This window comes from Pseudosulfitobacter pseudonitzschiae, assembly GCF_900129395.1.
Classification (GTDB): domain Bacteria; phylum Pseudomonadota; class Alphaproteobacteria; order Rhodobacterales; family Rhodobacteraceae; genus Pseudosulfitobacter; species Pseudosulfitobacter pseudonitzschiae.
Window position 1 is genome coordinate 1 of sequence record NZ_FQVP01000016.1, and the last position, 18,109, is coordinate 18,109.

Annotated in this window: 18 protein-coding genes and 1 pseudogene; 9 read left to right on the top strand and 10 right to left on the bottom strand. The window is 61.8% G+C overall.

Features of this window, described 5'->3' with window-relative positions; translation table 11 throughout:
- Positions 1–183: 183 nt before the first annotated feature.
- Genes BUC08_RS23105 through BUC08_RS23145 form a run of 9 tightly spaced genes read left to right on the top strand, consistent with a single transcriptional unit; the run spans position 184 to position 7,502 of the window.
- Positions 184–1,272, top strand: coding sequence for a lytic transglycosylase domain-containing protein (locus BUC08_RS23105; RefSeq protein WP_073194582.1), 1,089 nt, complete (start codon positions 184–186; stop codon positions 1,270–1,272).
- A complete protein-coding gene (locus BUC08_RS23110) occupies positions 1,272–2,081 on the top strand; it encodes a type IV secretion system protein (protein WP_037931486.1) in 810 nt (269 codons plus the stop codon). Before BUC08_RS23105 ends, BUC08_RS23110 begins: the two co-directional genes overlap by 1 nt.
- 16 nt (positions 2,082–2,097) lie before the next feature.
- Positions 2,098–2,751: a VirB8 family type IV secretion system protein gene (locus BUC08_RS23115; RefSeq protein WP_037931429.1), complete on the top strand. Its 654-nt coding sequence runs from the start codon at positions 2,098–2,100 to the stop codon at positions 2,749–2,751.
- 1 nt (position 2,752) lies between these two features.
- Positions 2,753–3,448, top strand: coding sequence for a TrbG/VirB9 family P-type conjugative transfer protein (locus BUC08_RS23120; protein WP_174861777.1), 696 nt, complete (start codon positions 2,753–2,755; stop codon positions 3,446–3,448).
- Positions 3,445–4,824, top strand: coding sequence for a TraB/TrbI/VirB10 family type IV secretion system protein (locus BUC08_RS23125; protein ID WP_037931432.1), 1,380 nt, complete (start codon positions 3,445–3,447; stop codon positions 4,822–4,824). The genes BUC08_RS23120 and BUC08_RS23125 overlap by 4 nt, the downstream gene beginning before the upstream one ends.
- Before the next feature lie 4 nt (positions 4,825–4,828).
- Positions 4,829–5,815 (top strand): ATPase, T2SS/T4P/T4SS family, encoded by a 987-nt coding sequence (locus BUC08_RS23130; RefSeq protein WP_037931434.1) that lies wholly within the window; start codon positions 4,829–4,831, stop codon positions 5,813–5,815.
- Entirely contained in the window at positions 5,812–6,006 is a 195-nt protein-coding gene (locus BUC08_RS23135; RefSeq protein WP_037931437.1) for a DUF4177 domain-containing protein, read from the top strand. Before BUC08_RS23130 ends, BUC08_RS23135 begins: the two co-directional genes overlap by 4 nt.
- Positions 6,003–6,413, top strand: coding sequence for a hypothetical protein (locus BUC08_RS23140; RefSeq protein WP_037931440.1), 411 nt, complete (start codon positions 6,003–6,005; stop codon positions 6,411–6,413). Before BUC08_RS23135 ends, BUC08_RS23140 begins: the two co-directional genes overlap by 4 nt.
- A 12-nt stretch (positions 6,414–6,425) precedes the next feature.
- Positions 6,426–7,502, top strand: a complete 1,077-nt coding sequence (locus BUC08_RS23145) for a TrbL/VirB6 family protein (RefSeq protein WP_037931442.1) — start codon at positions 6,426–6,428, stop codon at positions 7,500–7,502.
- 161 nt (positions 7,503–7,663) lie between these two features.
- Here the strand turns inward: BUC08_RS23145 and BUC08_RS23150 are convergent, their stop codons facing one another.
- The 10 genes and pseudogenes from BUC08_RS23150 to BUC08_RS23195 form a co-directional block, all read right to left on the bottom strand.
- On the bottom strand, positions 7,664–9,076 hold the full coding sequence (locus BUC08_RS23150; protein ID WP_037931445.1) for an IS4 family transposase: 1,413 nt from the start codon (positions 9,074–9,076) through the stop codon (positions 7,664–7,666).
- 77 nt (positions 9,077–9,153) lie between these two features.
- On the bottom strand, positions 9,154–9,417 hold the full coding sequence (locus BUC08_RS23155) for a hypothetical protein (RefSeq protein ID WP_037931448.1): 264 nt from the start codon (positions 9,415–9,417) through the stop codon (positions 9,154–9,156).
- A 2-nt stretch (positions 9,418–9,419) separates the two neighbouring features.
- Positions 9,420–9,902: pseudogene (locus BUC08_RS23160) on the bottom strand (IS66 family transposase); the annotation flags it as partial.
- Positions 9,903–9,915: 13 nt separating this feature from the next.
- The gene (locus BUC08_RS23165; RefSeq protein WP_037931454.1) at positions 9,916–11,097 is read right to left on the bottom strand and encodes a M20 aminoacylase family protein; all 1,182 of its coding nucleotides are present in this window, start codon (positions 11,095–11,097) and stop codon (positions 9,916–9,918) included.
- 3 nt (positions 11,098–11,100) lie between these two features.
- A complete protein-coding gene (locus BUC08_RS23170) occupies positions 11,101–11,607 on the bottom strand; it encodes an L-2-amino-thiazoline-4-carboxylic acid hydrolase (RefSeq protein WP_197021920.1) in 507 nt (168 codons plus the stop codon).
- Positions 11,608–11,621: 14 nt separating this feature from the next.
- Positions 11,622–12,923, bottom strand: coding sequence for an NAD(P)/FAD-dependent oxidoreductase (locus tag BUC08_RS23175; RefSeq protein WP_037931457.1), 1,302 nt, complete (start codon positions 12,921–12,923; stop codon positions 11,622–11,624).
- Positions 12,920–14,557 (bottom strand): aminotransferase class V-fold PLP-dependent enzyme, encoded by a 1,638-nt coding sequence (locus tag BUC08_RS23180; protein ID WP_037931459.1) that lies wholly within the window; start codon positions 14,555–14,557, stop codon positions 12,920–12,922. Before BUC08_RS23180 ends, BUC08_RS23175 begins: the two co-directional genes overlap by 4 nt.
- A 9-nt stretch (positions 14,558–14,566) precedes the next feature.
- Positions 14,567–16,213 carry an ABC transporter ATP-binding protein gene (locus BUC08_RS23185; RefSeq protein ID WP_037931462.1) on the bottom strand — a complete coding sequence of 549 codons (1,647 nt, stop codon included), beginning with the start codon at positions 16,211–16,213 and terminating at the stop codon, positions 14,567–14,569.
- Positions 16,210–17,085, bottom strand: a complete 876-nt coding sequence (locus tag BUC08_RS23190) for an ABC transporter permease (RefSeq protein ID WP_037931465.1) — start codon at positions 17,083–17,085, stop codon at positions 16,210–16,212. The genes BUC08_RS23185 and BUC08_RS23190 overlap by 4 nt, the downstream gene beginning before the upstream one ends.
- Positions 17,082–18,071: an ABC transporter permease gene (locus BUC08_RS23195; RefSeq protein WP_037914598.1), complete on the bottom strand. Its 990-nt coding sequence runs from the start codon at positions 18,069–18,071 to the stop codon at positions 17,082–17,084. The genes BUC08_RS23190 and BUC08_RS23195 overlap by 4 nt, the downstream gene beginning before the upstream one ends.
- Positions 18,072–18,109: the final 38 nt, after the last annotated feature.

The window sequence follows — 18,109 nt, forward strand, 5'->3', positions numbered from 1 at the left end:
TGGCCTCCTGCGCCCAGTACCAGGAACCGCAGGCCAATTGCTTCACCTTCCTGGCCTCGACAGCCCCTGTCGCGCCTGATTGCACCTTCACGCCTCTAGATGCGCCGGAGGGCGACATTGAAGTCTAGCCTGCCTCATATCCTGGCACTTTGCCTGCTGCCCGGTCTCGCCTTGTCTCAAGGCGTGCCGACCAATGACAGTGGGCTGACCGCGCGTGACATCGTCGAGACCGGCGATCGCGAGGCAGACTTAGCTGTTCAGGCCGACAAGCTTGCAGTGCGCGAACTCATCGCCGAGATCGAACGGGAGCAGCTGGAAACCCTCCGACGCATCCTCGATGCCCAAACCAGCTTCGGCGGTCAAGGACAGCCGGCGATGGTCTCGGGCCTGGAAAGCGGCAGTGGCGATCCAGCCCGCTCTGTCGAGGCGGTCTATGGCACGGGTGACATTGATCCCAATCCCGGCGGTGCGCAGATGTTCGGGGATGCGTCTGAGAACATCGAGCAGCTCATCATCCGGGTCGCCCAGGAGACCAGCGGCTTTGCGGGTGTTGGCCGCGCAGGGCTCTCGCCCGTCCAGTGGCGCGCGTTGCTGCAAGCGCTGATCTGGCAGGAAAGCCGGTTTACGATTGGGGCACGGTCTCCCGTCGGCGCCTATGGTCTCACCCAGATCATGCCTGGGACGGCCAGCGATCTGGGCATCAACCCGGAATACTATGACAGCCCCTACCTTCAGGTGCATGGCGGCGCGCGCTATCTCGCGACCCAGCTCAACACATTCGATGGCAACATCATCAACGCCCTCGCGGCCTATAACGCCGGACCCGGTTGGGTTTTCGAGTATGGCGGCGTGCCACCCTTCCGCGAGACCCAGCACTACGTGTCGGTCATCCCTGAACGCTACAATCTCTATCTAAGCCGTATCGGCGGGATCGATGCGCTTGGCACGATCGACCCGGCGCTTCTCGCCAATGCCAACCTCTCGCTCACGGGTCATGGGGCGGCCTTTTATGGCAGCAACTCACCAGCCGCGATCCGCCAAGCCGCCCTGCGCATTTCCGACATCGTCGAACGGATTTCCGAGACTGAAGACGTGCAGGAAAGCATCGCACTCAACACCTATGCCCGCGCCGAACTCGTGCGCCTCGTCGCTGCACGCATCCGGCTTCAGGCAGCACGCACCCGCGTCCTTTCTGCCGAGGAGCTGGCCCAGGCCAGCGCCCGCATGGCCGAAGGCGCCTTCATGGATTTTACGATCAGGGAGATTGAATGATGGGACATCTGCTCTTGAGGACAGCTTTGGTCACAACGCTTGGCATTGGCTTGCAGTTCAGCGCCCTACCCCCTGTAGCAGCACAAGGCGTGCCCGTCGTCGATACCCAGAACATCGCGCAAAACATCCAGCAGCTCCGGCAGATGATCGAGGACGAGATTCTGCAAAACGAGCAGCTGACGCAGCTCCGTGAACAGCTTGCGACACTCACGGACCAACTCGCGGAGCTGCAAAGAACCTATGAGGCGCTCACCCGCCTCGCCGAACTGCCTGAAATCATCCGCACAGAAATGGAAGACGAGTTGAACGGCCTGCTCGATCAGGAATTCGGGGATATCCTCGCCACGATTGAAGCGATCAAGACTGGGGATTTCTCCGGCCTGTCCGGCTCCGGTGCGGGCGAGATCGAAACCCAGATGGACCGGGTACTGGCCGATCTCGGATTTGACGAGGACACCCTCTCGGAAATGGCCACGAGCGGAAATCCCGGGGCCAACCGCGTGGCGACGCAGGCCACCACCGGTGCCCTTGTCTCGGCGGCGGCCCAGAACAGCTATGAGGATGCCGGCCAATCGCTCGAGCGGGTAGACCGCCTCGTCGGGCTCATCGACGACATGGAAGAGCTCAAGCAAAGCGTCGATCTCAACACGCGCGTGACCGCGGAGCTGGCAATTGCCCTCGTCGCCTTGTGGCAGCTCGAAGCTGTGCAAACCGTGGGTGACGGCACAGGCGACGTGATTGATGCTGCCACAATCGCCGAAGAACAGCGCTTCATGGATTTCACCTTGCCGGACCTTCGGGCCGAGTGATTGCGGGGTGTGACACGTGGCGAGTGAACAAGAGATCATTGAGGAAGAGCTGGTCTACGGTGCCCTGCGCCGCGAACGGCTCTGGCAACGCCTTGGTCTGGCAGGTCTTGTCTTCGGCATCATCGGCTGTCTGAGTGCCGCGGCTGTCTCGATCCTCGATGTCGACCCGCCCCCCGTCGTTGTTCCCTACGATCCCGCCACCGGCTTTGCACTCCCCGAGGCCTCGGTGGGCGCCTCCTCGGTGACCGCCAACCAGGCGATCATCGAGGCGGAGGTCTTCCGCTATGTGACCGACCGGGAGGTCTACAACCAGCTCGATAACGATCTGCGCATCCGCAGCGTCCTGCGTCGCTCGGACGGGGCCGCCGAGAGCGGGCTGCGCCAGATCTGGAACAGCGCCAACGAGAATTACCCGCCGACGGTCTATGGCCCCAATGCTCGGCTCGACGTGGAAATCCTCAGCATCAACCGGATCGGCAGCAATCGCGCCACCGTGCGCTTGCGCAAGCGGCTGACTTCGATCAACGGCACCCAGACCGGGCTTTTCACCGCAACCCTTCTCTTCGAGTTCCGTCCCGAGACCCGCCGGTCCATCGATGAGGTCTGGACCAACCCCTTCGGCTTCACCGTGCTCGAATATTCTATCCGCTCCGACAGATTGGAGAATTAGTTTGATCATTAAGTTCTTTGTTGCTGCCATATTTGTTTTGCTTCCTGCCCTTGCCTTTGCCGAAGCCATCCCGCGCGGCGGCCCAAATGACAGCCGCGTGCGGCTGGCAGCATATCAAGAAGGTCAGGTCTACCGCATCAGCGTCTCGCTCACCCATGTCACCACCATCGAGTTTGGAGAGGGTGAAAGCATCCGCTCGATTATCGCGGGCGACACGGAAGGGTTTGAGATTGATGGCGTGCCCGGTGGTCAGGCATTTGCAATCAAGCCCGTCGCGCGCGGCGTCCATACCAATGTGACGGCCTACACCAACCGGCGCAGCTACTATTTCAACGTCGAGGAGGTCCGCAGCCCGACCTTCTACGTGGTGCAGTTCCGCTACCCTGACGACGCTGCGCGCCCGACCCGGACCATCGCGGCCCAAGTGCCGAACTACAACTACGGTGCCAGCGCGCGGACCGAGTTCACGCCAACCCGCATCTGGGATGACGGGAGTTTCACGTATTTCGCGTTTCCGCGGAACGCACCTGTGCCAGCGATCTTTCGCTACGCGGGCGGCCGCGAGCGCACGGTCAACACGCAAACCCCTGAAGACGGCGTGATCCGCGTCAGCGGCGTGAACCGCCAATGGGTCCTGCGACTTGGCGAAGAGGTGGTCTGCATCGAGGCGATCTCGCCCGCGGAGGCCGCCTCATGAGCGATACCGAGAATACCGAGCTGGAAAAACGCCTCGCCGCCCTTGAGAAAGGCAGTGCCCGCGCCCCCACGGCGGCGCAGCGCCGGTCGCCCCTTCTCGCTCTGATCGTGGTCCTCGTCATCGGCGCGGGTGGTGCCCTGCTTTATCTCCTCTCACAGCCCGAAGAAGAGGAAGCCTTGCCGACGGCCACTCCGGACGTTTTCCAAAACGAAGGGGATGGCTTTGGCGCTATCGAGACCTTGCCCCCGCCCGAGCCCGAGGTTGTGTTCGTCGGACCAGACCCCGTCGAGCCCAACGCGGAGCTTCTGGCGCAGATCGCCGCCCTGCAGGCCCAGATCGAGGAGTTGCGCAACGCCCCTGAACCGGTCGTCGAGGAAGACACCGCCGCCGCAGAGACGATCGATGCGCTGACCGCTCAGATCGTTGCGCTACAAGCCGCCTCGGAAGCCGCACAGCAACGGTTCCAGGACGAACTGACGGCGCGGGATCGCAGCCTTGAGCAACTCCGCATGGATCTGGAACTGGCCCAACTCGAGGCCAGCCAACCGCAACCCGCCCCAACGGGCCCTACGGAGGATGAGCTGCGCGCACGCGAGCAAGAGCGACTGCGCCGCGAGGAAGAAGCCCGGCGCATGGCCGAGCTGGAGCGCCGCGCCGCGGAGGAACGTGCCTTCCAGGAGCGGCGTATCGCCTCGCCCACCATCGCTTTTGGCGGTGCCTCCGGAGCGAATGAAACGGCTCTGACCGAACGCACCTTCGGCGAAGTCACCGATTTTGTTCTGAACGGTGCGTTGCCCTCCACCGTGACGCAGGCCGAGGTGATCGCCAATCCCTCCAACACCATCATCCAGGGCACCATGATCCAAGCCGTCATGGAAACTGCGCTTGACAGTTCGCTGCCCGGCCAGACCCGTGCCGTGGTGTCCGAGGATGTCTACAGCGTCGATGGCGCGCGCCTCTTGATCCCCCGCGGATCCCGTCTCATCGGGCGCTACCGCGCCGGCGTCGATATCGCGCAGCGCCGCGTCACCATCGCCTGGGACCGGATCATCCTGCCCGCGGGCCAGACCGTCCAGATCAGCTCCTTCGGGGGCGATGAACTGGGCCGCTCCGGCGTCACCGGTTTCGTGGACACACGCTTCGCCGAGCGTTTCGGGTCGGCCGCCCTGATCTCGCTGATTTCCGCCGCACCAAGTGCCGCCGCCTCCGAGGTCCAGGATGAGACTGCCGCCGACGTTCTCGAAGACGTGGGCGATGATCTGGCAGATGCGACGGACAGCGTCATTGGCGATTACCTCTCCATCGGCCCCGTCATCTATGTCGACCAAGGCGCACGCGTCACGGTCATGGTCGACCGCGATCTGGAGATATTCTGAGCCCATGTCGCTGAGCTATCTCGAAACCTCGCTCGACCGGATCGACGCCGCCGCTCGCGACGATGTCATCGAGATCTGCATCAACCCTGATGGCACCTGCTGGGGAGAATTCCAGGGCGATCACTTCATGCGGAGGCTGGACCAGGCGTTGACCGCAACCGAAGTCAAAGACCTCGGCAACCAGATCGCCTCCTCCGCCAATACCACGATGAGCAAGGACCGCCCCATCGTCTCGGTCTCTATCACCTACAAGGGCCGCCCCATCCGGGCACAAGTCATCACCCCGCCTGCCGTGCTGACTGCGATGTCGATCAGCCTGCGGTTCTTCTCAAGCCTGCCACTCGAGGGCATCGCGCTCGATTTTCTCTACGGCAAGGAGCGCAAGCTCGAAGACCTGCGCGTGGAAAAGAAAAGTGCCTTGCGCGCAGTGGTGGCCTCCGGTTTGATCGATGACGCCCTCGCCTTCTGTGTCGAGAACAAGCTCAACATGATCGTCTCGGGCGGCACCTCGACCGGCAAGACAGTCGCTGCGCGAAAGATCCTCTCCCATGTGCCGTCTGAGGAACGCATCGTCACCATCGAAGAAGCCGCCGAGCTTCTACCGACGCAGCCCAATGCTGTGACCCTCATCGCCAATCGCGATGCGGAGTTCCAGACGGCCGATGTGCTGCTCACCGCCACGCTGCGCATGCGCCCCGACCGGATCATCCTCGGCGAGGTGCGCGGCAAGGAGGCCATGACCTTCCTCGAGGCGATCAACACCGGCCATGGCGGCTCGATGACCACGCTGCATGCCGAAACCCCGCAATTGGCCGTGCAGCGCCTCGCGATCGCAGCACTCAAAACCGAGATCCCGATGACCTATGCCGACATGATCCAGTACATCGAAAATTCCATCGATGTGATCATCCAGGCCGGTCGCCATGACGGCAAACGCGGCATCACCGAATTCTACCTGCCCGGCGCAACCGAGATTGGAACTTCCCCATGAAAACCTTTGAATACGATATCCTGTCCTTTCCCATGACCCGCAAAACCAGCCTTGCCGACATGCAAGCCAGCCTGAATGCCAAAGGTGCGGAAGGCTGGGAGGTGGTGTCGATCAGCACTTCGGAATTCGCCAATGTCGGGCACACGGTCTTCCTGAAGCGCGAAACCACACCCGCTGGAGCCACGGCATGAGGCAGGCGCAGCACCTCGCCTTGGCCGCGCTGGCCCTAAGCCTGACGCCTACCTTCGCCGTTGCCGAGCGCAACCTAGTGCCAACCCTCGATCGCAGCTTTGACGTCTGTCTGGACCGGCCCGCCGAGCCCGTCTGGATGCAGGAGATCCCCCTGCGCCAAGCCTATCAGCGGGTTCTGGTTCAGGACATCTATCGCGCCCAGAATCTCGAGCGGGTCGTCGAGATCGGCAACTGCGACTGCGCGACCCGGTTCCCGTCCTGGAACGCGGCCGAGGCCGTGTTTCGGGAGAGCTACGCGAGCGACGAACGATGGGAAATGCTCGAAGCCTCGGATGGCTACAACCGCCGCGCCAGCGCCGCCCGAACTGCCGCCAAGGCCATCTGCGACGCCGCAGGTAATTGGTAAGGCAGCCCCGCGATGAGTGTCGTCACCTACTTCGTTGAAACCTCCCAGACCTATCTCGACACCGCCGCTGAGACCCAGTTTGGTGCGGTTGCGGCAACGGTCGGCACGCTCCTGGTTTTGGGGACAACGCTGGTGGTGATCCTCGTCGGCATCAACATGATCTATCAATATCGGGCCATGGATGGGCACACAGCCTACTGGCTCGCGGTCAAGATCGGGCTCATCGGGATATTCGCGACCAATTGGATGCAGTTCAACGCCTTCTCGTCTGCCATTCTCTATGGGATCGACAGTATCGCGGGCGCGCTCGTGGCCTCCGTCGGCGGCGGCAGCCCGGGGCCTTCTGGAACTTTCGCTGAAGAATTCGACCGGCTGATCGCCGAGCTCGGCGATTACCTGAATGCCGCCGGGTCCGAGCTGAACTGGATGGCTGGCGCCATGCTCGACATCGTCGGTGTGCTTCTGCTCTCGATCCTCGGCGGACTGGCCGCCTTCATCCTCGTGGCCTCCCGACTGATGATCGCGCTTCTGATCGGGATCGCCCCGGTGATGATTTTCCTGACCCTCTTCGAGGTGACCAAGGATTATTTCGCGCGCTGGTTATCCGCGCTTATCTCCTTCGCGATCTACCCTATCGTGGTCGCAGGGGTCTTCGCGACCATCACCGGGGTGGCCTCGGCTCTCATAGGCGAGTTGGGTGATCCGGAAGGGGCTTCCAACATCGGCGCGCTCATACCCTTCTTTATGATGGTGCTCATGGCCAAGGGCTTCATTATCGCCACGCCCTTCATCGTCCGCGCGATCTCCGGCAACATCATGATGCCCGCCCTCTCCGGAGGTCTCGGCGGCGGATACAATTTCGCTCGCGCAGCTATGGGAAGCCAGCAGGCCTACAATCGCTACCTGATCGGAGGGGCTAGTGGTGCGGAATATGCTGCCCTCAGGGCTCGGCAGTTGTTCAGGATACAGCAGATGCCTGTCAGGCAAGGCATGGGGCAGACGGGTTCCACAGGCGGCAGAAGGTCCACAGACACAGGGTCAAAAATGCTAGCGCAGCTGGCGAGACTGGGACGGCTTGGGCGACGGTGACGGCGCAAACCGGGCATCAATGCCGCTGCGCGGCTTCTCCGGACCGGCCTAGGTCAGCGGCAGTCTAAACATCGGTGCGCAGCCTGAACTGTCAGTCTGGGCCGGGCGGCTTTTGGACCCCGAGCGCCCAATCTATCGTAAGCATCCGGCGTAGCTTGCAGTTACCCACAAGTACCAGTCGGAGGCCTTGCGAGACGGGCACCTTCTACGAGGTCGACGAGGCGTGAGAAGCCGCGCCATATGACTGTCGTCCCTGGCGGTGCGTCGGAAGCGCGGTCGAGATAGCCACCGAGTCGTGCGACCGCCCTGACATAGAATTCTAGGTCGCGAGGTGCGTGCTGTTTCCGTTCTGGTGTAGCTTGGTCGAGCAGATAGCGCTCGTCCGCCGTGAATACAGCAGCGGGGTCGGCTGCGGGTGTCTTGCGGCTGAGCATTGCCAGCCATGTCACCCGCCACGTCACCACACAGCAGAGCGCGATGCAGTTGGCTAGGCGATCGGCCGTGGCCAAACGTAGCTCCTCAATCCGGCAGCCGGTTTTCAACGTCCGGAAGAAAGTCTCGATTTTCCAGCGCAGGGCGTACCATTCGAGCTTGTTTACAGCCTCCGCGTGGCACCCGACGGGCAGGTTCGTGATCAACTTCCAGAATAGGGGTGCCCTGTCTTCCGGCGGATTGAGTTCCTCGGCATGGATGATCTGTAGTTCCTGGTGTCGGTATTTCCGCTGCTTTCCGATCGGCGGACAGACCGTCATCTTGGCATACCGGACCGACAGGACCGCGCAATGCTCCTTGCCCTGCGCATCCCGGAACCGCACCTCGTGGGTGCCGCTCGCCTGCACCTCTGCCATGACTTTGGCGATGGTAGTCCCGCCATCTTCTGCCAAGCGGTCGACGCAGCTCCGGACCAAAAAGCCAGTCCCGTGTTCCTCCGCCAAGCAGTACAGCTCGTAGATGTCACTCTCCCTGTCTCCGACATGCACACAACGTTCCGGCGAACCCGCCAACTCGGTCGACAGGCGCAGGTTGTCGAGCCAGCGCATGCTTTCCTTTTGTTCAATGGGCACGCGGGTCGGATTGATCTTGCGCTTGAGCGCGGCGGTGCCTTTGAAGGCGGCGCGGGACCAGAATTTTGCTGCCGTCAACCCGAGCGGCAGACCGTCCGGGGTGATCGCCAGGCTGGCATGCATCTGGAACCCGCAGACCACATGTTTCTTACGCCGGCCGTCCTTCAGCTTCTGCCCGGTCGAGACATGGGTGAATCCAATCTTTTCCGGAGACGCGCGCTTAAAGTTGAACTCTGTCGTATCCTGCAGGATAAGAATTGGACCGCTGGTTGCCTGGATACGCAGGGCAGAAGCCGCAAAATGCCCCTCTAAGATTCTATGTTCGCTGACATTCCCATTGGAAAAGAAACGATAGGCCGCCTTGGTGTTCGACCAGTCCTGAAACGCCGTCGGCAGTGATTTCCCCGGTCGCTCCCCGAGGGCCTCGAGTATCGCGCCGAGCCTGCGGTTCAATCGCTCATCCCCTAGGTCGCAACCGGCGGTTTCTGTTTTCACCCAGCTCTGTCCCATGCTTGCACCTCCTATTCGGTGCCACATGACGAATCATGATCGTATCATCCTCGCCAAGACCAATTATAGTAGGTGAATCAATTTACCACACCACTTGTGGGTAACAGCAAGCCGGCGTAGGCCACAGCGAGGTCACGGTCCATTTCGATGAGCTCTTGCAAGTTTTCGATCCCAAACGGAGTGAAGGCAATGACACTGTCGGCGCCGGGGCCGTAGACCCAGATCACGCCATGTTCGGTTTCCATATCGATGGCGAGATCGAAGATCCGATCGACGGTTTCGCCCAGTTCGGCTGCGACGCGGTCGATAGTCTTGACGGAATACACTTTGTTCAGCTGCATGGTCACGCTGCCTCGGCGAGGGACAGGGCTTTCCAGTTCCAGGGCAAAATCTCATGGATGCGCGAGACGGACATGTCGGGCAATCGGGCGAGGACATCGGCGAGCCAAGCCTGTGGGTCGATGTCGTTCATTTTGGCCGTTACGATCAGGGTATACACGGCAGCGGCCCGCTCGCCGCGGCGCTCGGAACCCGCGAAGAGCCATGACTTCCGACCCAGAGCCACGCCGCGCAGAGCGCGTTCGGCCCCATTATTCGTCAGGCAGATACGCGCGTCATTCAGGAATGTCGTGAAGGCCTGCCAGCGGCCATCTTCCTCAAACATGTAGTTGATCGCCTTGGCCACCTTGTTGTGCCGTGACAGTTTTGCACGCTCTTCCTTCAGCCAATCAGGGAGGCTATTGACCAAGGGCCGAGACAGGTTCTGGCGGGCGGCAAGACGGGCATCGATATCCAGCCCATTGATGTCGCGCTCGATGTCGAAGATGGTCACGTCGTTATTACGATGCCCCTGAGTTGATGGGCAGACGCTGACGCACGAGCGTGGTCCAGTAAGAGCAGCCCCACGCAATGACATCATCGTTAAAGTCATATTCAGGGTGGTGCAGCCCTGCGGATGGGCCGTTGCCTATATTGATCATAGCGCCCGGCACTTCGTTCAGCATGAACGAGAAATCCTCCCCGCCCAGAACCGGCGGCATGTCGAGCGAGACATTCGCCATGCCTGCAACTTCTTGCGCGGCATTGGCGGCCAGTTCGGTTTCGCGTTCGTGGTTCACGGTGACGGGGTACATGCGGATGTAGTCCAGCGTGCCCGTCGCGCCATAGCCTGCTGCGATCTGGGGCACCAGTGCTGTCAGCTGTGCTTCGATGTGGGATCGGACCTCTTCGCGCAAAGTGCGCACGGTGCCGGTGATCTCGATCTTTTGCGGGATCACGTTGAACGCATTGCCTGCGTGGATCGTGCACAGCGACACCACCGCATTGTCCATCGGGTCGATGGTCCGCGAGGTGATGGTCTGGATCGCCTGGATCAAGGCTGCTGCAATCGGGAAGGTGTCGATGGTTTCGTCAGGGCGGGCGGCATGGCCCCCGCGGCCTTCGATGGTGATGCGCACCTCGTCTACCGAGCCCATGATCGGGCCGGACGCAATGGTGAATTCACCAACAGGCATGTTGGGGCGATTGTGCATTCCATAGACTTCGTTGCAGGGCCAGCGTGTGAACAGGCCGTCGTCGATCATTGCCTTGGCGCCCGCACCGCCTTCCTCGGCAGGTTGGAAAATGACGATGACGTTGCCGTCAAAGGCACGGCTTTCCGCCAGCTGGCGCGCTGCACCCAGCAGCATGGTGGTGTGGCCGTCGTGGCCGCAGGCATGCATTTTGCCGTCCACCTTCGACGCCCAGGGTTTGCCAGTGGCCTCGACGATCGGCAAAGCGTCCATATCCGCCCGCAGGCCGATTGTCCGGCCAGATGTGTTTGTCTGACCATGGATAACGCCAACGACGCCAGTGCGTCCGATCCCCTCGACCACTTCGTCGACGCCAGCGGCGCGGAGCGCATCGGCGACGGTGGCCGCGGTGCGGGTCACATCATACAGTAGTTCCGGGTTCTGATGCAGATCGCGGCGGAATGCGGTCAGGGATTCGACTTGTTTGGCGACCCAGTTTTCAACGGCCATGGCTCAGGCGTCCTTGTTCTTCATGCGGTAACGGAAATCACAATGGCTTGCGCCTTTCATGATGGTCTGGGTGCGGGTCAGTTCCATGTCGGGGTTGTAACCGATGCAGAAATCGCCGTCGCGGTTGCACGACAGCAGGTGGCCAATGTCGCCCAGCCCCATTTCCTTGTACATTTCAGAGTAGCGGCAGCGCGTGACGTTAAAGTCCAGCGCCTCTTCGGTGGCGTTCAGCGTATCAATCCGCAGCGCATCTTCGCGGGTCCAGTTCGGCTGGATCGCGGCGAAATCGGTCAGGTCGGGTGTGTGGCCCAGGGCATCGGCCAATTGCTTGCCCTGCTCGATGGCCGAGCGCGAGCAGGTCTCGCCGATGACGGCCTCGGCCTCGGCGCGGTCGGTGCGGTCGGTGATCACCTCCAGCACATGCTTGAGGATCATTGCCTCGATCTTGCGGCGCAGCAGGATCGGAACGCTGTTCACGTCCAGACCGTCAGAGGTGTTGGTATCGGTCATCGTCGGGTGACTCCTTATTGTTTGGGCTCGCTCAGGTCTTTGCGTTTCAACCATGCGAGATAGGTGGGTGCAACGCGGCGGGCGATGCTGTGAATGGGGAAGGGGCGCGGTTCGGTCACAGGCAGGGCCAGATCGTTTTCATTCGTACCGGTGGCGGCACGGGCCAGCTCGCGGCCCATCGCCGTGCCAAAGGCCACGCCGCGGCCGTTGCAGCCGATCCAGACCCAGCCATCTGTGCCAAGCCGGTGAATGCGCGGGAAGCGGTCCCAGTTCATGCCGATGTAGCCGGACCAAACATGGGTCATTTCGGGCGTACCCAGTTCGGGGAAGGCTTCGCCCAGACTGCGTGCAGCCTTGGCGCGGACGCGATTGACCACGTCATGGCTGCCCATGACCGCGCCGCCTGTGATCAAGCGGTTGCGGGCGTCGTAACGGAAAAACCGCAGATCGCCACGGGTGTCGGACACAGCCTGCCGACCGGGCAGGATGGTTCGGCGCAGGTTGTCACCTAACGGTTGCGTGGCCATCTGCCAGCTGAGCACCGGGATGATGGATTTCGCCAGTCGCGGCGCCAGCGATGGCACCAGTTCTCCGGTATAGGCATTGGTTGCCAGTATCAAAGCACGCGCCTTTACAATGCCTGTGGCGGTGCGAATGATCCACTGCGCACCGACGCGTTCATAGCTGGTGACAGCCGAGTTTTCATAGATTTTGGCGTTCAGTTCTTCCGCCGTTTTGGCCATGGCACGGGCCAGAGCGAGCGGGTTGATGTGCCCGCCGGTCGGGTTCAGCATCCCGCCGTACCAGAAATCGCTGCCCAGGATTTCGCGTGTCTCTTCGGCGGTTTTGAACTCGGCCGGAAAGCCGTGGCGTTGCCATGTGTCGACCCGTGTCTGGCACAGTTTCACGCGGCCCGGGCTGTGGGCGGGCTGGAACCAGCCTGTCTGTTCGGCTTCGGCCTTCATGTCGAATTCGCGGACCAGATCGAACAGGATGCTGGCCGAGTTGCCGATCAGCTGAACCATCCGTTCGCCTGCGGCGCCATATCGTTTGATCCAGACAGCAGGCTCGGCAGAGGTGAGGATCGGGATGACCTGTCCGTTGTTGCGCCCCGAAGCGCCCCAACCGACGGCCTTGCCTTCCAATACGGTGACCGATCCGCCGTTTCGGGCCACTTCAATGGCTGCTGAAAGGCCGGTGAAGCCGCCGCCGATTACGGCCACGTCTGTCTCGACCGTGCCTTCCAGTGATGGGGCAGCGGCGCGCGGCGGCGCTGTGTCAGCCCACAGCGAAGGTGGGAAAACCACGTCGGTCACAGGGCTGGCTCCTGATTGGGTTGCGTAGACGGTGCAATGTCGTGAGGCATCCAGAACCAGCGCAGGGCTTCTTCTTCGGGCAACATTTCCAGAGGTGGCGCGCCGGGAAGGTCGGCAGCCGCATCCGCAAGATCGCGGGCATAGTTCAGACACCCCTCAAAGGTGGGTGCGGTGTCCTGCGGGCGGTCTTGTGCATTCCACAGGTCCGACAGGGAGCCTACGGCTTTGTCCTCAATCTTGCGCTGTGCGCGCCAGACGCCTGCGGTCAAATCCAGTCTGTAGTAGGGCAACAGGTCCAGCCCACGTTCCGCGATCAGAGCCAGCGCGGCGGCGATGCGGTCGGTGTCTGTGTCGTCGAAGAACCAGTTGACCCCCAGCCGCGCCCAGCCGGGCCGGAAGGCCGAGTGGCCCAGTTCCACGGCGCGCTCGTGGCACTCGGCGGTTGCGTCATCAATGCCCAGCAGCGCGTGGCCGTAAGGGCCGGCACAGGAACAACCACCGCGCGCCTGAATGCCGAACAGGTCGTTCAGCAGGGCCACGACATAGTTGTGGTGCAGCAGCTTGCCCGCGACGCGGATGTTGAAGGAAAACACCCCGATGCGCGGCACGTTCTGCGGCCCGAGGATTTCGACCCCCGGAATGGCGCGCAGGGCGGCTTCCAGTCGGTTGGTCATGGCCTGCTCGCGGCGTTCGACCTCGTCTTCGTCCATATCAGCCTTCAGCTGCAGAACCATACCTGCCCGTATGTTCTCGACGATAGAGGGCGTGCCCGCTTCCTCGCGACGCTCGGGGTCCGAGACGTAGTTATGGCGCAGTGCGGTGACATAGGACACGGTGCCGCCGCCGGTGATGGTGGGGCGCAGGCTGTCCAGCATACGGCGGTCGGCAATCAGGATGCCCGAGGCACCGGGACCGCCCGGAAATTTGTGCGGTGACAGGAATGCCGCATCAATGCGATCATCTGCACCGTTCTCCGATGCACTCAAACGCACCGGGATATAGGGCGCTGCGGCGGCGAAATCGGCCACGCACCAGCCACCCTGCGCATGCACCAGACGGGCAATCGCCCGCAGATCGGTGCGCACACCGGTGACGTTCGAGGCTGCCGAAAAGGCTGCGATCTTCAAAGGTGCATCAGCGTGTTGTTTCAACGCGCTTTCCAGTGTGCTCAGACAGATGCTGCCCGCGTCGCTCAGCGGAATGCGCACGATCTGCGCCCCGCTTTCGCGCCAGATCAGGTCGTTCGAATGATGCTCGTAAGGGCCGACAAAGACCACCGATCTGTTGTCCAGCCCCTGCAGGGTCAGCGCCCTGACCAGCTTGTCCGCCGCCCCCGTGGCGCCCGAGCCTGCAAAGATCACGGCGTGGTTGGCATCCGCGCCCACGGATTTGCGCACTGTCTCTCGCGCCAGTTCACGCAGTTGCGTCGACCGCCGACCGGTAAAGGACGTTTCGGTGTGCGTGTTGCCATAGAACGGCAGCACATGTTTGCGGATCGCATCCTCGATAAATCCGATAGAGCGCCCCGAGGCGACGTAATCGGCATAGATCAACGCGCGCGGTCCGAAGGGGCCGGGGATCGTCGTGCCCTCACCAATAATGGCTGTGCGGATGGTGTCGAACTGAATAGCCATTGGGTTTCCTCAAGCGGCGTCTGTCTTGCGATACGGGGGCGTCCATGTCCGCCCCGGGATCGATGCAAGCAGGTTCTGGGTGTAGGGATGTTGCGGGTTGGCAAAGATCTCGGCGGTAAAGCCGGCCTCGACCACTTCGCCCTTTTGCATCACGATGATGCGGTCGCACAGCTGCGCCGCGACGCGCAGGTCGTGGGTGACGAACAACAGCGACAGGTTCATGCGGTCCCGCAGGTCGGCCAGCAGCTTCAGCACTTGCGCCTGTACGCTGACATCCAGTGCCGACACCGGCTCATCGGCGACGATGACCTTGGGTTCCATCGCAAGCGCACGGGCAATGCCGATGCGTTGCCGCTGTCCGCCCGAAAACTCGTGCGGAAAACGGTTGGCGGCGGCGGGTGACAATTCGACCAGTTCCAGCAGATCGCGGGCACGTGCGCGCGCCTTGTCAGGGTCTTCGCCATGCACGATGGGGCCCTGGGCGATGATGTCCACCACCCGTTTGCGCGGGTTGAGCGAGGCCATCGGATCTTGAAACACCATCTGGATGTGCTTGCGCATGCCGCGCAATTCGCGCGGGGTGCAGGCCAGCAAATCGGTGCCGTCAACCTCGACCGCACCGGCATCCGCGTCCAGCAGACGGGTGACCAGACGCGATACGGTGGTCTTGCCCGAACCGGATTCACCCACAACGCCCAGAGTTTCCCCCTGATGCAGCTCGAAGCTGAGGTCCTTGACCGCGACAACCGCCTTGCGCTTGCCCGTCAGCAACCCGCCGCGCGCGGCAAAGGTTTTGCGCAACCCGGTGCCTTTCAGGACAACGGGAAGCGTGGTGACCGGTTTGGGCGGGGGCGGCAATAGATCGGGAACCGATGCGATCAGCGCCTGTGTATAGGGGTGTTTCGGATCGTTCAGCACCTGATCGGCGGGGCCTTGTTCGACCACTTCCCCCTGACGCAGCACGATCACATGATCGGCGATTTCCGCCACGACACCGAAATCGTGGGTGATGAACAACACGCCTGCGCCGTCTTCTTTTTGCAGGTCGCGGATCAACTTGAGGATCTGCAACTGTGTGGTCACGTCCAATGCGGTTGTGGGCTCGTCCGCGATCACCAGCTTGGGCGACAGCGACAGGGCCATTGCGATCATCACGCGTTGCCGCTGGCCGCCGGAGATTTGGTGGGGATAGGCGTTATAAGCGGATTCCGGGTCCGGGATATGCACACGTTTGAGCATCTCCAGCGCGTGGGCCTGCCGTTCCTTGCGCTTGGCGCCCATGTGCAGCTTCAGAACCTCGTCAATCTGCCAGCCCACGGTTTTCTGCGGGTTCAGCGCAGTCATCGGTTCCTGAAAGATCATCGAGATCCGGTTGCCACGCACCTTGCGCATTTCGGCTTCGGTCTTGGCCAGCAGGTCTTCGCCTTCGAAGATGATCTTGCCGCCCGCGACATGCACGTGGGGCTCGGGCAGCAGGCGCATGATGGCACCCGCCGACAGCGATTTGCCCGAGCCGGATTCCCCGACCATACAGACGATTTCGCCGGGGTGGACGGTCAGATCCAGACCTTGCAGGGCAAAGGGCCGGTCGGCGCCCTCGGGCAGGGCGATGCGCAGGTCACGGACCGTGAGGATCGGAGCTGTATCAGCGGTCATTGTTTCTGCCTCGGGTTCATTGCGTCGTTCAGGCCTTCGCCCAAGAGTGAGAAGGACAGGACCGTCAAGACGATCGCGATACCCGGAATGGCCGAGCAGTACCAAGCTGTGCGCAGTACGGCGCGGCCCTGGCCGATCATGTTGCCCCAGCTGGCATAGTTCGGATCGCCCAGACCAAGGAAGGCCAATGCGCTTTCCAGCAGGATCGACAGCGCCATGATGACCGATGCGTAGACGATGATCGGCGGCAGGGCGTTGGGCAGGATTTCACGGAAGATCAGCGAGGTGTTCGACACTCCCAGATTGCGCGCGGCATCGACGAATTCGCGGTTGCGCAGGGACATGAACTCGGCCCGCACCATGCGCGCAGGGGCGGTCCAGCTGACGATGCCGATGGCCAGTGTGATCCATTCGATCTTGGAGCCGAGGATGGCCACAAGGGTCAGCAACAGCACAAAGTTCGGGATGGTCTGGAAGGCTTCGGTAATGCGCATCAGCAGGTCATCGACCCAGCCGCCGAAATAGCCGGCCAGTGCGCCGATCACGATGCCGATGATGATCGACACCAGCGTGGCGACAACGCCGACCAGCAGCGAAATCCGAGCACCATAAAACAGCTGCGACAGGATACTGCGGCCCAACTGGTCGGTGCCCAGAGGATTTGCAGCGTCCACGAAGGGCGCGACCAGCGGCAGACCAGCACGGCGCAGCGGGTCGCCGGGATCAACCAACCCTGCGGTCAGCGCCATCAGCACAACGATGGCGAACAGGCCCAGCCCGAGAAGTGCCGCGCGGTTGCGGCGGTAACGCTGCCAGAAGACGACATAGCGGGGCGGTTCTGCCGGTCGCAGATCGGTATCAAGTACAGTCATGAGAGTTCAATCCGGCTGTCGAGACGTGCGTAAAGCAGGTCGGTTAGAAAATTGACGAGGATCACGATGATCGAACACAAAAAGATGATGCCCATCAGCGTGTTCATGTCGCGTTGGATCACCGACTGATAGGCCAGTTGCCCCAGCCCCGGCAGGGTAAAGATGGTTTCCACCACCACCGATCCGCCCAGCAGGGTCGAGAATTGCAGGCCGAACAGGGTAACGGCAGGCAGCAGCGCGTTGCGCATGATGTGATGAACCATCAGCCGCGTTTCGCCAGCGCCCTTGGCGCGTGCGGTGCGCACGAAATCCTGGTCCGCGACCTGTATCACCGACGACCGCATCAGCCGCAGATAGAACGACAAATAGATCAATGACAGGGCCGCTGTCGGCATGATCAGATGCCGGGCCACATCCACGACGTGATCCCAGCCGGTGTAAAACCCGGCAATGGTTTTGATCCCGCCGACCGGCAGCCAGCCCAGCTTGACCGAGAACAGCAGCATCATCATCAGCGACAGAAAGAAGCTGGGGGTGGCATAGAAAACCAGACCCAGCGTGGAAATCAGGTTGTCGGTCAGCGAATAGGCCCGCCGCGCGGCAAAGGCGCCCAGCGTGATCCCGATCGAAAAGGCAAGGCTGAGCGATGTCGCCATCAGCAGCAACGTCGTGCCAAGCCGGTCCATCAGGACGGTCGCCACGGGTTGTTCGTAGACGAACGACTGTCCCATATCAAATGTTGCCAGCTTGACCATATAGCGCCACAGCTGCACCCAGACCGGTTGGTCCAGCCCATATTCAGCTCGCATTCGTGCGATAAAATCCGCATCCGCACCGCCCATGTCACCGACCAGCGCATCAACAGTGTCGCCAGGAGTCAGTTTGAGCAGCAGGAAAGTGCCGATCATAATCAGGATAATGACCGGAATGGCCTGCAGAAGACGCCTCAGGGCGTAAATCAGCATCGGGGGTATGGTGGGTTTCATCGGAGATTTCTTTTCTGGTGCGCGCAGGTGAGTGGGAG

Bases quoted from the DNA above. Each gene is read 5' to 3' on its own strand.
- BUC08_RS23195 (WP_037914598.1), bottom strand. From the start codon at position 18,071: ATGAAACCCACCATACCCCCGATGCTGATTTACGCCCTGAGGCGTCTT.
- BUC08_RS23110 (WP_037931486.1), top strand. From the start codon at position 1,272: ATGGGACATCTGCTCTTGAGGACAGCTTTGGTCACAACGCTTGGCATT.
- BUC08_RS23185 (WP_037931462.1), bottom strand. From the start codon at position 16,213: ATGACCGCTGATACAGCTCCGATCCTCACGGTCCGTGACCTGCGCATC.
- BUC08_RS23190 (WP_037931465.1), bottom strand. From the start codon at position 17,085: ATGACTGTACTTGATACCGATCTGCGACCGGCAGAACCGCCCCGCTAT.
- BUC08_RS23140 (WP_037931440.1), top strand. From the start codon at position 6,003: ATGAGGCAGGCGCAGCACCTCGCCTTGGCCGCGCTGGCCCTAAGCCTG.
- BUC08_RS23135 (WP_037931437.1), top strand. From the start codon at position 5,812: ATGAAAACCTTTGAATACGATATCCTGTCCTTTCCCATGACCCGCAAA.
- BUC08_RS23150 (WP_037931445.1), bottom strand. From the start codon at position 9,076: ATGGGACAGAGCTGGGTGAAAACAGAAACCGCCGGTTGCGACCTAGGG.
- BUC08_RS23145 (WP_037931442.1), top strand. From the start codon at position 6,426: ATGAGTGTCGTCACCTACTTCGTTGAAACCTCCCAGACCTATCTCGAC.
- BUC08_RS23130 (WP_037931434.1), top strand. From the start codon at position 4,829: ATGTCGCTGAGCTATCTCGAAACCTCGCTCGACCGGATCGACGCCGCC.
- BUC08_RS23165 (WP_037931454.1), bottom strand. From the start codon at position 11,097: ATGGCCGTTGAAAACTGGGTCGCCAAACAAGTCGAATCCCTGACCGCA.
- BUC08_RS23180 (WP_037931459.1), bottom strand. From the start codon at position 14,557: ATGGCTATTCAGTTCGACACCATCCGCACAGCCATTATTGGTGAGGGC.
- BUC08_RS23125 (WP_037931432.1), top strand. From the start codon at position 3,445: ATGAGCGATACCGAGAATACCGAGCTGGAAAAACGCCTCGCCGCCCTT.
- BUC08_RS23155 (WP_037931448.1), bottom strand. From the start codon at position 9,417: ATGCAGCTGAACAAAGTGTATTCCGTCAAGACTATCGACCGCGTCGCA.
- BUC08_RS23170 (WP_197021920.1), bottom strand. From the start codon at position 11,607: ATGACCGATACCAACACCTCTGACGGTCTGGACGTGAACAGCGTTCCG.